15 protein-coding genes and 3 pseudogenes are annotated in these 17,456 nt (G+C 63.7%); 10 read left to right on the top strand and 8 right to left on the bottom strand.

The annotated features are described in order from the left end of the window. Positions 1-28: 28 nt before the first annotated feature. Complete coding sequence (locus ACL9RJ_RS24115; protein ID WP_422765746.1) at positions 29-544, bottom strand: DUF4823 domain-containing protein; 516 nt, start codon at positions 542-544, stop codon at positions 29-31. Between the two features lie 200 nt (positions 545-744). Next, a complete protein-coding gene (locus ACL9RJ_RS24110; protein WP_017126729.1) occupies positions 745-2,031 on the bottom strand; it encodes an MFS transporter in 1,287 nt (428 codons plus the stop codon). A gap of 340 nt (positions 2,032-2,371) precedes the next feature. On the opposite strand from ACL9RJ_RS24110, the gene ACL9RJ_RS24105 reads away from it, so the two are divergent. From ACL9RJ_RS24105 to ACL9RJ_RS24065, 9 genes are all read left to right on the top strand, one after another. Further along, positions 2,372-3,265, top strand: coding sequence for an NAD-dependent epimerase/dehydratase family protein (locus ACL9RJ_RS24105; RefSeq protein WP_017126730.1), 894 nt, complete (start codon positions 2,372-2,374; stop codon positions 3,263-3,265). 102 nt (positions 3,266-3,367) lie between these two features. Continuing rightward, complete coding sequence (locus ACL9RJ_RS24100) at positions 3,368-4,729, top strand: hypothetical protein (RefSeq protein WP_017126731.1); 1,362 nt, start codon at positions 3,368-3,370, stop codon at positions 4,727-4,729. Positions 4,730-4,741: 12 nt separating this feature from the next. Beyond that, positions 4,742-5,221, top strand: coding sequence for a CesT family type III secretion system chaperone (locus ACL9RJ_RS24095; protein ID WP_017126732.1), 480 nt, complete (start codon positions 4,742-4,744; stop codon positions 5,219-5,221). Between the two features lie 180 nt (positions 5,222-5,401). Then, entirely contained in the window at positions 5,402-6,751 is a 1,350-nt protein-coding gene (locus ACL9RJ_RS24090) for a gluconate:H+ symporter (protein ID WP_017126733.1), read from the top strand. Next, entirely contained in the window at positions 6,752-7,612 is an 861-nt protein-coding gene (locus ACL9RJ_RS24085) for a MurR/RpiR family transcriptional regulator (protein ID WP_177109267.1), read from the top strand. It abuts the gene before it with no gap. A gap of 1 nt (position 7,613) precedes the next feature. Next, the gene (locus tag ACL9RJ_RS24080) at positions 7,614-9,068 is read left to right on the top strand and encodes an N-acyl-D-amino-acid deacylase family protein (protein ID WP_177086959.1); all 1,455 of its coding nucleotides are present in this window, start codon (positions 7,614-7,616) and stop codon (positions 9,066-9,068) included. A gap of 100 nt (positions 9,069-9,168) precedes the next feature. Continuing rightward, positions 9,169-9,537, top strand: coding sequence for a glyoxalase superfamily protein (locus tag ACL9RJ_RS24075; protein WP_017126735.1), 369 nt, complete (start codon positions 9,169-9,171; stop codon positions 9,535-9,537). Positions 9,538-9,613: 76 nt separating this feature from the next. Continuing rightward, positions 9,614-9,859 (top strand): FitA-like ribbon-helix-helix domain-containing protein, encoded by a 246-nt coding sequence (locus tag ACL9RJ_RS24070; RefSeq protein WP_177086960.1) that lies wholly within the window; start codon positions 9,614-9,616, stop codon positions 9,857-9,859. Beyond that, positions 9,856-10,275, top strand: a complete 420-nt coding sequence (locus ACL9RJ_RS24065) for a type II toxin-antitoxin system VapC family toxin (RefSeq protein ID WP_177118852.1) — start codon at positions 9,856-9,858, stop codon at positions 10,273-10,275. The genes ACL9RJ_RS24070 and ACL9RJ_RS24065 overlap by 4 nt, the downstream gene beginning before the upstream one ends. A gap of 40 nt (positions 10,276-10,315) precedes the next feature. On the opposite strand, the pseudogene ACL9RJ_RS24060 reads toward ACL9RJ_RS24065, so the two are convergent. From ACL9RJ_RS24060 to ACL9RJ_RS24050, 3 pseudogenes are all read right to left on the bottom strand, one after another. Then, positions 10,316-10,906 (bottom strand): annotated as a pseudogene (locus tag ACL9RJ_RS24060) (methyl-accepting chemotaxis protein); the annotation flags it as partial. A 312-nt stretch (positions 10,907-11,218) separates the two neighbouring features. Further along, positions 11,219-11,269 (bottom strand): annotated as a pseudogene (locus ACL9RJ_RS24055) (hypothetical protein); the annotation flags it as partial. A 168-nt stretch (positions 11,270-11,437) separates the two neighbouring features. After that, positions 11,438-12,238 (bottom strand): annotated as a pseudogene (locus ACL9RJ_RS24050) (methyl-accepting chemotaxis protein); the annotation flags it as partial. A gap of 428 nt (positions 12,239-12,666) precedes the next feature. Here ACL9RJ_RS24050 and ACL9RJ_RS24045 point away from each other — a divergent pair. Continuing rightward, positions 12,667-13,341: a histidine phosphatase family protein gene (locus tag ACL9RJ_RS24045; protein ID WP_177116442.1), complete on the top strand. Its 675-nt coding sequence runs from the start codon at positions 12,667-12,669 to the stop codon at positions 13,339-13,341. Positions 13,342-13,421: 80 nt separating this feature from the next. Here ACL9RJ_RS24045 and ACL9RJ_RS24040 read toward each other — a convergent pair whose 3' ends face one another. From ACL9RJ_RS24040 to ACL9RJ_RS24030, 3 genes are all read right to left on the bottom strand, one after another. After that, entirely contained in the window at positions 13,422-14,876 is a 1,455-nt protein-coding gene (locus ACL9RJ_RS24040; protein ID WP_042935527.1) for an ArnT family glycosyltransferase, read from the bottom strand. 109 nt (positions 14,877-14,985) lie between these two features. Beyond that, entirely contained in the window at positions 14,986-16,821 is a 1,836-nt protein-coding gene (locus tag ACL9RJ_RS24035) for a gamma-glutamyltransferase family protein (RefSeq protein ID WP_017126741.1), read from the bottom strand. A gap of 121 nt (positions 16,822-16,942) precedes the next feature. Next, complete coding sequence (locus ACL9RJ_RS24030) at positions 16,943-17,296, bottom strand: DUF1428 domain-containing protein (RefSeq protein WP_017126742.1); 354 nt, start codon at positions 17,294-17,296, stop codon at positions 16,943-16,945. Between the last annotated feature and the right edge of the window lie 160 nt (positions 17,297-17,456).

The following is a 17,456-nucleotide window of genomic DNA, read 5'->3' as shown; positions in this document are numbered from 1 at the left end:
AAGCCCCCTCCCACGGGAGCGATCAATATTAAAAAATAGAGTGGACGAAGTTGGTAATCGGTTCTGGCAACAGGTCCTGTGGGTGGTCACCGCCAAATGTAGCAAGACCGCTTTTACCTTTGACTATGCCGGAACTGAGCACATCCCCTGAACTTACTTCGATCACATCAATTTTTACTTCGACCTTGTCCGGGATCATGGACCACTCCGTAGCGCGGTCTTCCCAGTGGAGGATGGTCGGAAATATCAGCACGTCTTGCCCGGCAGCACGGGCATCCGTCAGGGCATCATCGTGGTTTTCGACCAGACGACCGATCCGGGCCGCCCGTGTTTTCTGGACAAGTGCGTTGTAGATGATCTGGACAGTATTTCGCCCTGAGCCTTCATAGCGTTGGGCACCATACTGACCATCGGCTGGCGTCGAGATATAGAAGCGGTTTTTTGGATTGAGGGGGGCACTGGCTTGCTGTTGTGATTGCCACTGGTGTGAATCGGCGCACCCGGCAAGCAGCGTAAACAGGGCAATGATCAGAGTGGCGCGCATCGCAACATCCTTGTCTAGATGAATATGGCCTTTCAGTGTCACTCACCCTATACCAATGGCTGTGCTGTTCCTAGAGGATGGCATACGTTTGATCGTTCCCACGCGCAGCAAAGGAATACCTCTCTGGACGCTCCGCGTGCGCTCTTGTGATGCGGAGCGTCACGGGCTGCATGCCCTTGCTGCACGTGGCGATCATCGGGTCAGTGCGCCGCCTGCTTTTTCAGCAGCACCGGGATCGACAGGGCGATCAGCGCGGCGATCACGCAGAGCATTCCGGCGATGAAGAAGGCCGGGATGTAGGTGGCGAGCAAGGTGCGGGTCAGCCCGGCGCCGTAGGCGGCGAAGGCCGCGCCCAACTGGTGGCCGGCAAACACCCAGCCGAAGACGATATTGGCCCGCTCGCCGCCGAATTTCTGTGCCACCAGCTTGACCGTGGGCGGCACGGTGGCGATCCAGTCGAGGCCATAGAGCACGGCGAAGAATGACAGGCCGAACACGGTGAAGTCGGTGAACGGCAGGAGCATCAGGGAGATGCCGCGCAGGCCGTAGTACCAGAACAGCAGCCAGCGATTGTCGAAGCGGTCCGACAGCCAGCCCGAACCCACGGTGCCGAAGAAGTCGAAGATGCCCATCATCGCCAGGATGCCGGCCGCGGTGGTGGCGACCAGGCCGAAGTCGCCGCACATGCTGATGAAGTGGGTCTGGATCAGCCCGTTGGTGCTGGCTCCGCAGACGAAGAAGGTGAGGAACAACACCCAGAACGTCCAACTGCCCGACACGTCACGCAGGACCTTCAGCGGGCTGATCAGCATCTGCAGCAGGCTGCCGCGATGGGCGGGGGCCGGCAACACTTCACGCTCGCCGTACAGCGGCAGGTTCAGGTCCGCCGGGCGGTCGCGCAGCAGAGCGATCACCGTCACCACGACCACCGCCATGGCGGCGCAGATCAGGCCCAGCGCCAGGCGCCAGCCATAGTGCTCGGTCAGCGAGGCCATCAGCGGCATGAACAGCAGTTGGCCGGTGGCCGAACTGGCCGACAGCAAGCCGACCACCAGGCCGCGACGATGGGAGAACCAGCGGGTCGCCACCGTGGCCCCGAGGACCATGGCGGTGAGTCCCGTGCCGATGCCGATCACCACGCCCCAGAGCAGGACCAGTTGCCAGAAGCTGTTCATGAACATCGAGCCGATCATGCCGCCGAGCACGATCAGCAGCGCCGCCAGCACCACCCGGCGCAGGCCGAAGTAGTTCATGAACGCCGCCGCGAAGGGACCGATCAACCCGTAGAGCATGAAGCGGATCGCCAGGGCCGAGGAAATCTGCGCGCTGCTCCAGCCGAACTCATGTTCCAGGGGCACGATAAACACCCCCGGCGCGCCCATGGCGCCAGCCATCACCAGCATGGTCAGGAAGGTGACGGCGGCCACCACCCAGCCATAGTGGACCTGGCGCCTGGCCAGGCGGTTTGCAACCAATGTAGACAGCATGAGGTGTTCCTTGTGCGTGCGGTGTCGGTGGAGGTATCGGCAACAGCATCGACGGGCAACACGTGGCGAGCGCAAGGGACAGCGTGGATGGCCTGCCAGGTTTGTCGAATAAATGTTTTGTAACATCTATTATTTCGCCGGATCGCGAGATGCTTGTCAACTTAAATGTCATTTGTCATTTATTTGAGACGCGCCAGCGGACAAACCACCGGACGGTTGTGACGGTCACGCTCAGGATTCGTGAATTCAATGCAAGAGTGAATTGGGCGGTACGGGGTTATTCGGCACGGATAAGTCTTCGATACTCATTCCATCACTTATTCATCCACGGAGTTTCTCCATGAACGTATTCGTTACCGGCGCAGCCGGCTTTATCGGCGGCTCCATCGCCACCGGCCTGATCGCGGCCGGCCATCAGGTCACCGGTCTGGTCCGCAGCGCCGAGCAGGCCGAAGAACTGCGCGGCCTGGGCATCACCCCGGTGATCGGCACCCTCGACGACAGCATGCTGCTCGCCGAACAGGCGCGCCAGGCCGATGCGGTGATCAACGCCGCCAGCAGCGACCATCGCGGTGCGGTCGAAGCCTTGCTCGGCGCCCTGCGCGGTTCCGACAAGATGTTCCTGCACACCAGCGGTTCGAGCATCGTCGGCGATGCGTCCGGCGGCAAGGCCAGCGATATCGTCTATTACGAAGACAACCTGCCGGAACCGACCGTCGACAAGGCCGCCCGCGTGGCCATCGACAACCTGATCCTTGGCGCGGCGAAGTTCGGCGTGCGCTCGGCGGTGATCTGCAACACCCTGATCTACGGCCACAGCCTGGGCGTGAATCGCGACAGCGTGCAGCTGCCGCGCCTGTTGAAACAGGCACGCAAGAGCGGTGTGGTGCGCCATGTCGGCAGCGGTCGGAACATCTGGTCCAACGTGCATATCGAAGATGTGGTGGCCCTGTACCTGCTGGCCCTGAGCAAGAATCCGCCAGGCACCTTCTACTTTGTCGAAAGTGGCGAAGCCTCGTTTATCGACATGACCACGGCGATGGCCAAGGCCCTGGACCTGGGCGAGCCGCAGGACTGGCCGCTGGCGGATGCCGAAGCCGAGTGGGGCTATGAAATGGCCAACTACGGCCTGGGCTCCAACAGCCGGGTACGTGGCAAGAATGCCCGTGAGTTGCTGGGCTGGGTACCGAAGCGCACCTCGGTCACCGAGTGGATCCTCAACGAAATGGTCTGACGCGCGGCGGGCCCGGCAACGGGCCCGCTCAAGGGTTCTGCAACGGAACCACTTCGCGCGATGGAGCCACACAACAGGACTCCTTCTCGCGAGCCCTGCGCCATGCCTTTATCGACGGATCGAACCTTTTCCGCCAGCTCCCGCCATTTCAACAGCGGTGATCGTGACCACACGGTGTCGACGCGCCGGGTACTGGCCTCCGGTGACCCACGGCATTTCAAGGCGACGACGACGGTTTCCGTGGCCCAGATGAATGCGCTGATGTTTTCCAATCGCGCCATCGATGACACCTGGAAGATCCTCAACTACGGCTCGGGCAACCAGCGAAAGCATGTCCGGGCGAGCGAGGCCGAAGCCTACAAGCGCACGGTGGTGGTCTACGACGTCAGCGCTAATCAGGGCTACACCGACTTTGCCCGCACCGCGGCGCGCTTCCAGGCCGGTAACTGCGACCAGATGGCCGCGGTGAACGCGCTGCTGCTGGCGGGCGCCGAAGGGCAACACCAGCAGGTGTCGATCTTGCAGGCCAGGGATGTCGGCCATACCTTCGTGGAAATCGGCGACTCGCGGGTGGACAACAACACGGTGATTTCCGATGCCTGGCCGGAGTTCGGGCGGGCCATGCGCCGCCAGGAGTTTTCATTGCTGGGGGCCAACCCCGAGGTCCTGCATCGTTATCAACCGCGCTACGATCCGGAAGAACGCGAACGCCTGTTCAACGGACCCAAGGCCAGCCAGCGCGAGGTCGACCGGGAGTTCACCCGCCTGCGGCCGAGCTATCCGGCGGGCAAGGCGCAACTGACGGATTTCCTGCTGGAAAACGCCAAGCTCTACACCCAGGTGCATGCATCGAAGAACCTCGGCATGCGCTATGAGGGCGACCGCAACCAGGGTGATGTGCGGCGCCAGGACCAGGATTTCCCGGAGTACAAGTTCAAGCGCCGGATGAGGCAGTTGGGCCTGGATACGCGGGATGGCACGGAGGTGCCGCGCAACCCGCCTCCGGCCCCGATGCCGATCGTCAATACCATGAACTTCCCCCCGGTGAACGGGCATTCCCGTGGGCGCAGCGCTTCGATCAGCACCCCCGCGCCGCCACTGCCCCGTCCTCGTGCCGATAGCATCAATACCTGGTCGCGTCCGGTCGTTACCCCCTATGTTCCACCGCGGGACGACTATCGTGTCGATCCCCGGCACTACCGGCCGCCGGTGGATAACAGCGATTACTCCCGTGGTCGGCCCTCGACGTCGCGGGCCCGGGCGGAATCGTTCAGTACCCGCGAACGGCCGGTGATCCCCAACTACGGTCCGCCTCCCGTGGAGCGGCGCCGGGCGCCGTCGGTCAGTGCCCGGCGCGAGCCGTCTTCGACACGCGACGGCGGCCGCTACCGCGAGACGCCGCCGGCCCGCCGCGAACGCTCCAACTCACTGATGGCGCGGATGCGCAACATGATCATCCGATAAGGAAAGTCGTCGATGGCGAGCCAGTTGAAACAAGTGCTGTCCCCGGTGTTTCACCAGATGGGTATCGATGAACGAGAGCTGGAGGTGTCCGACAGCTATGTCATGACCTTGCCGAGCGGCCTGGTGCTGGAGTGGCGCGAGTCGCCCCATGACTTCCTGACGGTCAGTTGCCTGCTGCCAGTGTCGGAACAACGCTTCGACGATCCGGATACCCTGGCCATCCTGCTCCAGAGCAATCTGCTGGGGCTGGAGCATCCGCCGATCCTGACCGGGGCGATTGTCGAGCAGAAGAAAGTCATCCTGTGGACCCGCCAGCCTTTCCTCATGCTCGACCACAGCGCGATGCAGCGCCTGTTCGAGCGCTTCACGGAGCAGGCCGACAAGCTGGGCAACTGGCTGGCGCTGAGCCTGGAAGAGCTGAAGGCCCGCGAGCAGGCTTCGCGACAGCCGATGCGGAAGACGCCGTTGCGCGGGGCGATGCCGCGCAGCTAGGCCACTCGTCCTGATGAAAATACCGCGGCGTATTTTCATTTTTCCCGGTTCGGGATTTCTCTGAGCGACACTTCATACCTCTGTGCGAAAGTTATTTTCATGGAGGTTGGTCGGTGCTGCCCGCTAATGCATTCTGGTTTTCATAAGAGTTTTCCAGATACCGTTATCGAGGAACCCGCCATGACGCCACCACCGGGCTACGGACTGCTGCTGTATGCGGCGATTGCGATCATTGCGCTGATCGTGCTGATCGCGCGCTACCGGATCAATCCGTTCATTGTGATCACCCTGGTGTCCGTCGGCCTCGCGCTGTTGGCCGGGATGCCGGCGGGCAGCGTGGTGGGGGCGTACGAGGCAGGTGTCGGCAAGACGCTGGGGCACATCGCCCTGGTGGTCGCCCTGGGCACCATGCTCGGCAAGATGATGGCCGAGTCCGGTGGCGCCGAGCGGGTCGCGCAAACCCTGATCGAGCGGTTCGGCGAGCGCAACGCGCACTGGGCGATGGTCTGCATCGCCTTCCTGGTGGGCTTGCCGCTGTTCTTCGAGGTGGGCTTCGTGTTGCTGGTGCCCATTGCCTTCACCGTGGCACGGCGGGTCGGGGTGTCGATCCTGATGGTCGGCCTGCCGATGGTGGCCGGCCTCTCGGTGGTGCACGCCCTGGTGCCGCCGCATCCGGCGGCGATGCTGGCGGTGCAGGCGTACCAGGCCTCGGTGGGGCAGACGCTGCTGTATGCGATCCTGATCGGCATTCCCACGGCGATCATCGCCGGCCCACTCTATGCCCGGTTTATCGTGCCGCATATCCAGCTGCCCGCCGAGAATCCGCTGGAACGCCAGTTCATCGAACGCGAACCGCGCAAGCGACTGCCGAGCTTTGCCCTGACCATGATCACCATCCTGCTGCCGGTGCTGCTGATGATGATCGGCGGCTGGGCCAATCTGCTGTCCACGCCGGGTTCGGGCTTCAACCAGTTCCTGCTGTTCATCGGCAACTCGGTGATCGCCCTGCTGCTGGCGACACTGTTGAGTTTCTGGACCCTGGGCCTGGCCCAGGGCTTCAACCGCGAGGCGATCCTCAAGTTCACCAACGAATGCCTGGCGCCCACCGCCAGCATCACCTTGCTGGTCGGTGCCGGTGGTGGCCTGAACCGGATCCTGATCGACGCCGGGGTCACCGACCAGATTGTCGGCCTGGCCCACGCCTTCCAGTTGTCGCCGCTGTTCATGGGCTGGCTGTTCGCCGCGCTGATGCGCATCGCCACCGGCTCGGCGACCGTCGCCATGACCACCGCCTCCGGGGTGGTCGCGCCCGTGGCCGTCGGCCTGGGTTACCCGCATCCGGAATTGCTGGTGCTGGCGACCGGTGCCGGTTCGGTGATCTTTTCCCACGTCAACGACGGCGGCTTCTGGCTGATCAAGGAATACTTCAATATGACCGTCATGCAAACGTTCAAGACCTGGACCGTGCTCGAGACCCTGATCTCGCTGGTCGCCTTCGGCTTGACCCTGGGCCTTTCGGAGTGGCTGTAGATGGACATCCTGTATCAGATCCGTGCCCGCCAGGACGCCTTCAGCGCCGGTGAAGGGCGCATCGCCCGAGTGATTCTCGAAGACATCGGCCATGCCGCTTCGGCCAGCCTCGACGAGTTGGCCGAACGGGCTGAAGTCAGTGCCGCGACGCTCTCGCGTTTTGCCCGCACCGTCGGTTGCCGCGACCTGCGTGACCTGCGCTTGCAACTGGCCCAGGCCAGTGGGGTCGGCAGCCGTTTTCTCGATCCGGTGGGGCGCCCTGAGCAGTCGGCGTTTTTCCGGCAGATCGTCAGCGATATCGAGATCACCCTGCACGAACACCTAGCCGGTTTCGACCAGGCGCACTTTGCCGACGCGGTGCGGCTGCTCGCCCAGGCGCGGATGATCCATGCCTTCGGTCTCGGCGGCAGCTCGGCGCTGTGCAGCGACGAGTTGCAGGTACGGCTGGTGCGACTGGGCCTGCCGATCGCGGCCTGTCACGACCCGGTGATGATGCGTGTCACCGCCGCGACCCTCGGGCCCGAACATACGTTGCTGGTCTGCTCGCTGACCGGCCTGACGCCGGAGTTGCTGGAAGCGGTGCGCCTGGCCCGCAACTATGGTGCGTCGATCATCGCTATCACCCGGGCGGATTCGCCGCTGGCGCAATTGGCCGATGTGCTGTTGCCGCTGCAGGGCGCCGAAACCAGTTTTATCTACAAACCGACGGCGGCCCGTTACGGCATGCTGCTGGCCATCGATGTGTTGTCCACCGAAGTGGCGCTGTCGTTGCCGCAGGACAACCAGGAGCGGCTGCGGCGGATCAAACTGGCCCTCGATGAATACCGTGGCGGCCCCGACAATCTGCCGCTGGGAGACTGATATGCAGTACGACACGCTGATTCGCAACGCCACCGTTATCGATGGCAGCAACACTCCGGGCTATGTCGCCGATGTCGGTTTGCGCGACGGGCGTATCGTCCGCATCGGGGCGCTGGGCGACGCCAGCGGTAGCGAGGAAATCGACGCCGGCGGCAAGGTCCTGGCCCCGGGTTTTATCGACGTGCACACCCATGACGACACGGTGGTGATCCGCCAGCCGCAGATGCTGCCCAAGCTCAGCCAGGGGGTGACCACGGTGATCGTCGGCAATTGCGGGATCAGCGCCGCGCCGGTCAGCCTGCGCGGCGATCCGCCGGACCCGATGAACCTGCTGGGCTCGCGGGAGGCCTTCGGCTATCCACGTTTCAGCGATTACCGCGCGGCGGTCGAAGTGGCGAATCCGGCGGTGAACGTGGCGGCGCTGGTGGGCCATACGGCGCTGCGCAGCAACCACCTGGATGACCTGTCGCGCACGGCGACGGCGAGCGAGATCGACGCCATGCGCACGCAGTTGCGCGACAGCCTGGAGGCCGGTGCCCTCGGATTGTCCAGCGGACTGGCCTACGCCAGTGCCTTCAATGCCGAGACCGATGAGGTCAAGCAACTGGCCGAAGAGCTGACGGCCCATGGCGCGGTGTACACCACCCATCTGCGCAGTGAGTTCGAACCGGTGCTGGAGGCCATGGACGAAGCCTTCGAGATCGGCCGCCATGCCCGCTCGCCGGTGATCATTTCCCACCTCAAATGCGCCGGCGCGGGTAACTGGGGACGCAGCCCGCAGCTGCTGGCGAAACTGGAGCAGGCGGCGAAGGATCATCCGGTCGGCTGCGATTGTTATCCCTATGCGGCCAGTTCCTCGACCCTCGATCTCAAGCAGGTCACCGATGCCTTCCGCATCACCATCACCTGGTCGACTCCGCACCCGGAAGTGGGGGGCCGGGACCTGATGGACATCGCCCGGGAGTGGGGCGCTTCGCTGCTGGAAACCGCGCGGCGCCTGCAACCGGCGGGCGCGGTGTATTACGGCATGGACGAGGCGGATGTCCGGCGCATCCTGGCGCATCCGCTGTCGATGATCGGCTCGGACGGCCTGCCCGAGGACCCGTTTCCCCATCCGCGGCTGTGGGGCGCCTTCCCGCGAGTGCTGGGGCATTTCAGTCGCGATCTTGGCTTGTTTCCCCTGCACACCGCCGTGCACAAGATGACCGGGTTGTCGGCGACCCGTTTCGGCCTGGTGGAGCGCGGTGAAATCCGCGAAGGGCATTGGGCCGACCTGGTGCTGTTCGACCCGCTGACCGTGCGCGACGTGGCGGACTTCAATGACCCGCAACGGGCCGCTGCCGGCATCGACGGGGTCTGGGTCAACGGCGTGAAGAGCTATTCGGCCGGGCAGGCCAACGGTCGGCGAGCCGGCCGCTTCCTGGCGCGCTCCGGGGATTTGCGCGAGGGTTTTTGAGACGAATGTCGCGATTTCAATCGGTGATGGCATTAAGCTATTAAAGAAACCCGCGCCGGGGCCGAAGCGCTTTGATCCAGACCCGCCAGGAAGACCTGTCATGAGCTTCGGTAAAACCACTCCCATTCTGCGAATTTTCAATGAGGCCGAGGCGTTGGGGTTCTATGTCGACTTCCTCGGCTTCCAGGTCGACTGGCGGCATCGCTTCGAGCCGCAGTTGCCGCTGTATCTGCAAGTGTCCAAGGGCGATTGCCTGCTGCACTTGAGCGAGCATCACGGCGACGCCACACCCGGTTCGGCCCTGCGTATCGAAACCGACGAACTGGTGGCGTTCCGCGAGCAATTGCTGGCCAAGGGTTATGCCCAGGTCCAGCCACAGATCCAGGCGACGCCTTGGGGCAGCCTGGACATGACCATCACCGACCCGTTCGGCAATCGGCTGGTGTTCACCAACGCGATTTGTGTATAGGGCGGACAGCTGGGCTCTTGCTGGTTTCATGTGTTAGCCTGCAATCAATGATTTCATTGATTGCATGGGGTGAGTCATGGCCAGTATCACTATTCGTAATCTTGACGACCAGATCAAAGAGCAACTGCGCATCGAGGCGGCCCATAACGGGCACTCCATGGAGGAAGAGGCGCGGCTGATCCTGGGGCGGGCACTGTTGCAGGCCAAACGCTCCGGTGGCCTGGGCAGCCGCATTCACGCACGCTTCGCACCATTCGGTGATGTCGAACTCGACCTGCCGGCCCGTACCGAGAAAGCACGAGCGGCGGATCTTGAAGAATGATCCTGCTTGATACCAACGTGCTTTCTGAATTCATGCGCCTGCAGCCCGATGCGCGGGTCCTGGCCTGGGTCGACGCCCAGCCCGCGATTGATCTGGTGATCAGCTCGATTTCCGTCGCCGAAGTGCTTCATGGCATTGCCCGGCTTGCTGCGGGCAAGCGCAAACAACGCCTGCAGGCGCAAGCGATGGCGATGTTCGAAGAAGACTTTGCCGGACGCATCCTGCCCTTCGATGCGCTCGCAGCAGTGGTCTATGCAGAGCTGGTGGCCGAGCGAGAGGCGGGAGGCCGGCCGCCCAGCGTGGCTGACGCGCAGATTATCGCGATTGCCAAGGCGCACGGTGCCAGCATCGCCACGCGAAATGTTCGTGATTTCGAGCAATCCGGTGTGTTGATCATCAATCCCTGGATAGCCTGAAACCCGATCGCTCCCACGAGTATGGGAGCGATCTTCGCCGTCAGACCCGGAAGTGGCTGACCATCATCTGCAACTGATTGCCCAGGCGGGCCAGTTCGACGCTGGAGGCGGCGGTTTCATCGCTGGCGGCGGCGGTCTGTTCGGAGACGTCGCGGACATTGATGATGCTGCGGCTGATCTCTTCGGCCACCGCGCTCTGCTGCTCGGCCGCCGCGGCGATCTGCTGGTTCATCGACTGGATGTTCGACACCGTGCGGGTGATGTTTTCCAGTGAGGTGCCGGCCTTGCGCGTCAGTTCGACGCTGCTGTCGGTGAGGCTGCGGCTGTTGTTCATCACGGTCGCCACTTGCTGGGTGCCGTTCTGCAGGGCCGCCACCAGGCCCTCGATTTCTTCGGTGGACTTCTGCGTGCGCTGGGCCAGGCCACGCACTTCGTCGGCCACCACGGCAAAACCACGCCCGGCTTCACCGGCTCGGGCCGCTTCGATGGCGGCGTTGAGCGCCAGCAGGTTGGTCTGCTCGGCTACGGCCTTGATCACGTCCATGACGCTGCCGATCTTGTCGCTTTCCTGTTGCAGCACGGTCATGGCTTCGGTCGAACGCACCACCTCGGTGGCGAGGCGTTCGATCTGGGCGATGGCTTCGCCGACCACCCGATCGCCTTCACGGGCTTCGCCATCCGCCGCGGCGGCCGCGAGAGAGGCCTCTTCGGCATTGCGCGCGACTTCCTGCACGGTGGCGGTCATTTCGTGCATGGCCGTGGCGACCTGGTCGGTTTCGATCTTCTGGCTGTTGACCCCGGCGCTGGTCTGCTCGGTCACGGCCGATAGCTCTTCGGCGGCGCTGGCGATCTGGGTGACGCCGTCGCGAATGCCGCTGATCAGGTCGCGCAAGGTGCTGCCCATGCGCTGGATGCCCTGTTGCAGCACACCCAGTTCGTCACGGCGGGTGACGACCAGGTTCTGCGTCAGGTCGCCGGAAGCGATGCGTTCCACCACCCCGAGGGTCTCGCGGATCGGCCGGGTGATCTGGCGGGTGATGACCACGGCGGCCAGGATGCCGAACAGCAGGGCGAGCAGGGTGCTGCCCAGTTGCAGGCTGCGGGCCCGGGCGCTTTCGCTGTCACGACGGTCCAGCTGGATCTGATAGAGATCGTCGCTGCGGGCGACGATGTCATTGCCCTGGTCGGTCATTTCCTTGCGGGCCTGGATGGCGGCACTGTTCGCCGTTTTATACGCCTGCACGGCGACGCGGTAGTTGCCCAGGGCCGTCTCCAGTTTTTGCAGTTCGTTCTGCTGGCTGCTGCTGAATTGCTGCTGGAGTTGTTTCAGGCCGGCAATCGCTTCATTCAGCTGGTTGACAGCCTTCTGTTCGGTATCCGGGTTACTGTTGCCGGTATAGCCACGCACTTCGTAGCGCGTCAGCTGGAACTGTTCCTTGGCGTGGGTGATGGCCTGGAAACGCTCGAAGCGCCCCTCTTCGCCCGGTGCCATGTTCAGGACGTTGTCGTGGATCGTGGAGATCAGTTTCTGAATGACCTCGGCATTGTCGCCCATGGTCTGGCGAGCGCCGGCAGCGGTGCGATAGGCATCGCGCATCTTGTTCAGCGACTGCTGGTAGTTGCTGATGATCGTCGCCTGCTCATTGAGCAGCTTGAGGTTTTCCGGGCTCTTGAAGCTGCCGATCAGCTTCTGCTGCTGGGCGATAAAGGCATCGAGGTTGACCTGCACGTTCTGTGCGGCGGTCTCGTCGCCGTTGGTGAGCATGTACTGCAAGCGGGCTACGCGCAGTTTGGTCAGCGAGGCATTGAGCTGGGTGATGTCGCTCATCCAGTTGCTACGGTCGATCAGGCCGCCCAGGCTGGTCCAGCCGGTCAGGGCCAGGATGGTGGTAAGCACCAGGACCAGGCCGAAGCCCAGGCCCAGTTTCAGGTTGACGCTGATATTTCCAAACCAGCTATTCATTGAATTCCTCCAGGAACGTTGTGTTGCTTGCTCGTCGGGTGGCTGGAAGGTGTTGTTCTTGGTGCCAGCTGAATTTGTCCGTAGGGGCTGTATCGGCGGCAGGGCCGATAGCTGAAAGGTTTTTCTCGTGAGCTGTTGTTTCACGAAGTGTAGTGCGAGATGGCGAATCGCCGCTGTGCCCGGATCCCGGGCTCGTGGCGGTGTTTTTACCGGCGGGAAAGCGCACCGAGGGCTTAAGGAATTTTTCACATTCCTTTCACCAGAGGGCGACTTCTGCGGACCTAGTCTCTGCGTTCGGATCGGTGTAGCGCGGTATTCGAGCGGTTTCTCCAGTGGCAGTGACGCCCGATGCTCGGCTGTCATTTTTGCCCTGTAGGGTCACCGACATCGTTTACTCAACCAGCGTTTGCCGTAGGGGCCACCTCAACGTGGAATCAAGACTGACGTATAGCGGGATCAGGCGTTCGTTCGAACTGAGCCGTTTCGCCAAATATAAAAATACCCTGGTTGTGCTGCTTTCCGCGTTATTTGTCATTCCCCTGACGCTGTTCATCCTGCGCCCGGCGACCATTACCGATCTTGCCCGTCACGGAGCCAGCAGCGCGGCGGCGTTGAGTGCCGGTTGGGCCAAGGGCGAGATGGTCGTGCTGGTGCGCCATGTCGAGCGCTGCGATCGTTCCAAGGCGCCCTGCCTGGACGGCCAGGACGGTATCACCGATCGCGCGCGCGATGTGGCGGTGGGCCTTGGCGCCCGCTTTGAAAAGCTCGGACTGGCCAGGACGGATATCTACAACAGTCCGTTGACCCGGGCGGTGCAGAGCTCATTCTATATGTTCAACCAGGCCAGCAGCACGCAGGACTGGCTGTTCAACTGCCGCAAGACCATGCTGCGCGATGTGCGCCGCTTCAAGGTGCCAGGGCGCAACCTGATCCTGGTCACCCACAGCGAGTGCATGAATGCCCTGGAGCAGTCGATGAAGCTCTCCATGCCCTCCCTCGGTTATGGCGCCGCCTTGTTCATAACGGAAAACTCGACGAGCGAAGCACCGCGGGTGATGGGCTTTATCGAAGCTTCGGATTGGCCGCAGGTGTTCAAGCCATGAGGGCGCGCGACCCGATCCAATAAAAAACGGCGCTGGGGAGCGCCGTTTTTTTATGCCTGGCGTTCGGTACGCCGGGGGCTTCAGCGGGTGTAGAAGTAGTAGGTGCGCTTGCCGCCGATGGTGACGGTCGCCAGGATCGTGTGCGAAGCGTCCGGCTCCTGGTTCTGGGCCACGGCCACGTTGTCCGGCGAGGCTGCCAGGAAGGCATCCAGCTCGGCCTGGGTCTGGACCACCTGCTGCTGGCGCCCGGTATAGAAGACCGTCGAGGCGAGGCGTTCGTCCGGTTGATACAGCGCCACCTGCTTGCCGCCGGACTGCAGGGCGATGACTTGGTCGGTCACTGGCTTGAAGGAAGTGGTGCGGTCGGCGAGAGGTGCCCGCCAGGCGACCACCAGGTAAGCGCAGACCACGACGGCCAGCAGTCCCGTCGCCAGGGGGCGGCGGTACTCGACCAGGCCGCGGCTGAGCGCCGAGCCGGCGGAACGGCGGCGCAGCCAGTCGAGGATCACCCCGCTGTATTCGGCGGCGATGATGGCCGCGGCCGGTGCCATGGACACCATGTAGACCATGCGCTTGCTCGAGGCCAGGGTCAGCAGGGTGAACTGGGCCAGGATCCAGACGGTGGCGAACAACAGGTGGCGCTTGCGTACCAGTTCCTTGCGCAAGTGCCAGAGGCCCAGGTAGACCAGCAGGTTCCAGGGCAGGAAGGCTTCCGGCAGCTTGGTGAAGTAGTAATAGAACGGCTCGTAGTGCCCGGCGGCGGTGAAGGAACCACTGAAACGGCCGACGCTGTTGGCCCACAGCACCTCACCGACCGCTTGCAGGCCACCCTGGCGGTAGAGCAGGGTCAGCCAGATCAGCAACGGGATCAGCCCGACCAGGGTGAACACCGCCGGACGCAGCCAGTTGCCGAAGGTGAAGCGCTTGTCGATCAGGCTCTCGCTGACCAGGTAGACGAAAATCACGATACCCGGCAGCGCCAGCCCGAGCACGCCCTTGCTGAGGGTCGCGATGGCGATGCCAACGACAAACACCAGCCAGCTGCCCAGGGTTCCCGCCTGTTCCTGCTGTCGCCGGCCGGCATGGAAAAAGGCGAACAGCGCCAACGCCACGCCCAGGCTGAGGATCGCGTCCTCACCGACCTGGCGCGCATTGCCCAGGTAGCTGGCCATGGTCGCGAGCATCGCCGCGGCGCTCCACGCCAGTAGCGTCGGTCGGCCGATCTTGCGCATGAACCCGTACAGCGCCAGCACCGTGAACAGCCCGGCGAAGGCCGAGGCCAGCCGCACCGCCAATGGCGTGCCGCCAAACAGGCGGATGGCGCTGGCGTCCAGCCACAGGCTCAGGGGCGGCTTCTCCAGGAACGGCTCGCCCAGCAGGCGCGGGGTGACCCAGTCGTTGTTCAGATGCATTTCCATGGCGATCCCGGCGACCCGGGATTCGGTGGAACCCTGCAGTTCATGGTTGCCCAGGGCAAAGAAGAACACTAGACAGCCAAGCAGGAACAGCAGGAGAGCGGGACGTGTTGTTCGCATGGTGATACCGGCTAAAGGAAATTGAGCCCGAGGGCATCCAGATAACCGGTCACTATACGGAGGGAGTTCTTAATAAATTGTGAACGACTGTGCGGAAGATCGGGTTTGTTCAATCCCCCAGCGCCGCGCCCTCGCGCCGTGGATCGGCACCACCGGCCCACGAACTGGCGCCCCGCGCATCGCGCACGCGCATGATCGCCTGGGTGCCGCTGGTCATCTCCGGTTCGCTGATCTCGTGGCCCTGGTGCTTGAGCGCATCGATCAACTGAGGGGAGAACAGGCCCTGCTCCAGTTCGGTGGGACCATTGCGGCTGCCGAAGTTGGGCAGGTTGATCGCCGCCTGCGGGTCGAGGTTCCAGTCCAGCAGGCCGACCAGGGTCTTGGCGACATACTCGATGATCTGCGAACCGCCCGGGGAGCCGACCGTGCCGAGGAACTCGCCACCCTGGCGGTCGAACACCAGCGTCGGCGCCATCGACGAGCGCGGGCGCTTGCCGGGCTCGACACGGTTGGCCACCGGCTTGCCGTCTTCGCTGGGGATGAACGAGAAGTCGGTCAACTGGTTGTTGAGGATGAAACCCTCGACCATCAGGTGCGAACCGAACGAGCTTTCCACAGTGGTGGTCATCGACACGGCGCCACCCTGGTCATCCACCGCGACGATCTGCGAGGTGGAGATGCGCGGAGGCGAACGGTCCGGGGCGAGGGCGACCTGGAGTCCGGCGGGGACGCCGGGTTCGGCCTTGCCCAGGCTGCGTTCGCCGACCAGTGCGGCGCGTCGGGCGAGGTAGGTCGGATCGATCAGGCCGGCCACCGGCACCGGGACAAAGTCGCTGTCGGCGACGTACAGGCCACGGTCGGCATAGGCCAGGCGCTCGGCCTCGGCGATCAGGTGCACGGCTTGCGGACGCGGTTCGAGACCGGCGGCCGATGCGCTTTTCTGCGGGGCCAGGGCTGGCAACGCCCATTGCCTGTCCCGGGCCTCCAGCGCCTGCAAGGTGCCGAAGATCTGCGCGATGGCAATGGCGCCGGAGGACGGTGGCGGCATGCCGCAGAGTTTCCAGCGCTTGTAGTCCGAACAGATCGGCGTGCGTTCCTTGGCCTGGTAGCCCTGCAGGTCGGCCAGCGACAGGCTGCCGGGGTTGGCGCTGCCGTTGACCGCCGCGACCATCTCCCGGGCGATCGGGCCTTTATAGAGGGCGTCGCTGCCCTCATTGGCGATGCGCCTGAGCACGGCCGCCAGGGGCGGATTCTTCAGGATCGTGCCGACGGCTTTCGGGCTGCCGTCGGCGTTGAGGAAATAGGCCGCCATGGCCGGGGATTTCGGCAGGAACGGACTGGCGGCGATCTGCTTGTGCAGGCGCGGCGAAATCGGGAAACCCTGCTCGGCCAGGCGGATCGCCGGCTCGAACAGCTGGGCCCAGGGCAGTCGGCCATTGTTGCGGTGGGCCAGTTCGAGGGCGCGCATCACCCCGGGCGTGCCCACCGAGCGGCCGCCGATCTGGGCCTGGGTAAATGCCATCGGCGTTCCGTCGGGGTTGAGGAACAGCTTCTCGGTCGCACCGGCCGGCGCGGTTTCGCGGCCGTCATAGGCGTGCACGCGCTGGCCGTCCCAGACCATGATGAAGGCGCCGCCGCCGATACCGGTGGCCTGGGGTTCCACCAGGGTCAGTACGGCCTGCATCGCGATGGCGGCGTCCACGGCGGAGCCGCCCTGGCGCAGGATTTCCCGTCCGGCTTCAGCCGCCAGCGGGTTAGCGGCGGCGGCCATATGCCGGGTCGCATGCTGGGTGACCATGCCGGTGCGATAGCCCGTGCCGATCTCCGGCGCATCGGGCAGGGCGGTCGTGGCGGGCGGGGCGTTGCAGGAGGCAAGCGAAAGGGCGATGGCCAGGGAAGAAAGAGTACGAAGATAGACGCGACGGGTGAAAGTTCTGGAGTGCACTGCGTAGGCTCCTGCCTTGGACGTGCCTGGCACTATAGAGCGTGCCGGGAGGCTGGAACAACACGGGTGCCGGCGGGTGCCGCGTTCCCACCGCCATCTGACGACAGCGGTGGGACTGTCGTCAGGCGCTGACGATGATCCGGAACCCGCCGAAGATCATCCGCTGGCCGTCAAACGGCATGGGGTTGACGTCCGGTTGCAGGCGGGGATCGCTCATCACTTTCTGCATCCCGGCGTCGCGGACTTCCCGCGAGGGCCAGACGATCCAGGAAAACACCACGGTCTCGTCTTCCTTAAGCTTGACCGCCAGGGGGAAGGAAGTCAGCTTGCCGGGCGGGACATCATCGCCCCAGCACTCGACGACGCTCAGTGCGCCGAACTCCTTGAACAGGACCGCGGCGCTTTCGGCATGCTGGCGAAAGCGCTCGCGGTTGGCGGTAGGTACGGCGGCTACAAAACCATCGACATAGGACATGATCAGTCTCCTGACTGGCGTGAGTTAATCGAGGTCGACCCGATAACGGCCGATCTGTGGGTTAGTCGATCCGCTGCTGGCGGAATCGACACTGCCATTCACTCGATGCCGGCCAGGCCGACCGGCGGTTGTGCCAGTGCCCGGACCTGCGATCCCGCTG

This window comes from Pseudomonas sp. Mn2068 (assembly GCF_049319725.1).
Lineage (GTDB): Bacteria > Pseudomonadota > Gammaproteobacteria > Pseudomonadales > Pseudomonadaceae > Aquipseudomonas > Aquipseudomonas gingeri.
The sequence above is the reverse complement of the archived record's forward strand: the minus strand, read 5'-3'. Positions and strand labels throughout refer to the sequence as shown.